Annotated in this window: 1 protein-coding gene; it reads right to left on the bottom strand. The window is 39.7% G+C overall.

Annotated features, from left to right (window positions below; all coding sequences use genetic code 11):
- Positions 1–357 precede the first annotated feature (357 nt).
- Positions 358–2,184 (bottom strand): signal peptide peptidase SppA, encoded by a 1,827-nt coding sequence (gene sppA / locus AC3DU7_RS28425; RefSeq protein ID WP_488042612.1) that lies wholly within the window; start codon positions 2,182–2,184, stop codon positions 358–360.
- Between the last annotated feature and the right edge of the window lie 107 nt (positions 2,185–2,291).

Genomic DNA, 2,291 nt, shown 5'->3' with positions numbered 1-2,291 from the left:
AATTTTGCCCCCCTAGCCCCCCAACTTTGGGGGGAACAAGACAATTTGCTTCTAAAAGTCCCCCAATTTTGGGGAATTTAGGGGGCGAGCGATGTGGCAAATGAGACTTCTTTTTTCAGTTATCAGTTATCAGGTATTCAGAGGATATCTGAAAAGTTTTTTGATACTAAATTTTTCCTCCCTAACCCCCTACTTTGGGAGTAACAGAACAATTTCCTTCTAAAAGCTCCCCAATTTTGGGGAATTTAGGGTGCTTGGATTTAGCAAATAAAACTTCTTAGAAAAACTCTTAATCCTATCCGTTTTCAAGGAGATGTAATTGTTAATTATTAATTATAAATTATTAAAAATCTCTATTTACTCAATTCTAAGATTAAAAGGCAAACGAGTATAAATTCCATAAGGATCATTCATCGCTCTCAAACTAGTTAACTCCTGCTGCAACTTTTGAAATTCTGCTGTCAATGGATCTACCGGAGAAGTCGATATTTCAGCTTCCACACCAGAAAGACTACGGAAAATTCTTTGCTCCAAACTACGAGACTTAGGATATTCTTCAACTTTCCAACTATCTCCCAATTCTGCTTTTTCTGCAGCAAACTTAATCGCACCCTCTATTCCAGTAATCTCATCTACCAAACCTAATTCTTGAGCATTAACACCAGACCAAACTCTACCTTGAGCAATTTCAGCTACTTTCTCCTTTGGTAAATTACGAGCAGTTGCTACATTTGTAATAAAACGCTCGTAAATTGAATCCACCATATTTTGAATTAAGGCTAACTCGTCCTCAGTTTTAGGACGAGAATTATTATTCAGATCGGCAAATTGACCAATTTTTACTGTATCCCAAGTAATGCCATTTTCATTGCCCAGCTCTTGAATATTGAACAAAACACCAAAAACTCCTATTGAACCTGTAATAGTAGTGGGTTCAGCGAATATTTTGTCTGCATTCATGGAAATCCAATATCCACCAGAAGCAGCTGTATTACCCATAGATACAATTATGGGTTTTTGCTTCCTTATCAGTTTGACTTCTCGAGCAATAACTTCTGATGCTGAAGCACTTCCACCAGGGCTGTTTACTCGCAAAACTACAGCCTTAACTTTGTCATCAAGCCGCAGTTGTCGCAATTCTTTTGCTAGGCGATCGCCTCCTATTTGTCTGGGAGTACCCGTACCATTAACTATTTCTCCCTCAGCGTAAACCACAGCAATTTTATTTTTACTATTAACATCTCCACTGGCAACTTCTGTAACTTCTGGCACTCTACTATAATTGCTGAGACTAATTTGTGTGAAAGTTTTGTCATCTTCTTCTTTGCCCGTTAACTCTTTGAGTTCACTTAGCACTTCATCATAATAATCAACTCGATCTACTAATTTACTATCTTTCGCAGCATCCCCCATCAAAATACCCTGCTCGTTGGCGATCGCCTGTAACTCCTGTATTGTTAACCCACGACTGGGAGCAATTGTTTGCAGGTATTTACCCCAAATATCCTGTAACAACTGGAGAGTTTGCTGTCTGTTTTCCGGGCTAATTTCTTGTCGGATAAAAGGTTCAACTGCAGACTTATATTTACCTACTCTCGTTACTTGTACTCCAATACCAAATTTATCAAACGCTCCAGCTAAGAACATAGTCTGTGAACTTAAGCCATTGAATTCTATGGCGCCGAGAGGGTTAATGACAATTTCATCTGCTACCGAACCTAGATAATATTCTCGCTCTGTCCAGTTTACGTCGTAGGCAATGATTTTTTTGCCTGTTTCCCCGAACCGTTGAAGTGCCTGACGTATTTCTTGTAGATTTGCTAGTCCTGTTCTTCCTGGCATACTGCTACCTTTAATGTAGAGACCGATTATTTTTTCGTCTTGGGCAGCAGCATCAAGAGCATTAATTGTTTTTCGGAGAGTAATAGTTGCAGGTTGGTCACCAGAGAGAGCTTCTTGGAGTGCTTCCCCGGTGCTGGAAATGGGACTGGTATCTGTAATATTGGTAGCGAGGTCGAAAACTAAGATCGATTTATCTTTAACTTGTGGGCCAATGTCTTTGGCCTTACTCGCGATGGAGCCAACAATAAATATTAGTCCGCCAAATCCTAAGCCGACAATTAGAGCAATTCCTAGTAAACTGCCAATCAAGCTGGCAAAAGTATATTTGAAGAAGTCTTTCATGTTTTCAGGTGGTAGGTTGTAGGTGGTAGGTTTTGGGCTTTAGGTGGTAGGCAATAGTCAAAGCAGGGGCGGGTTCGGTGTTAAGTTAATTGCTCAACATTAAATTT

It is taken from the genome of Okeania sp. (genome assembly GCF_983059655.1).
The sequence above is the reverse complement of the archived record's forward strand: the minus strand, read 5'-3'. Positions and strand labels throughout refer to the sequence as shown.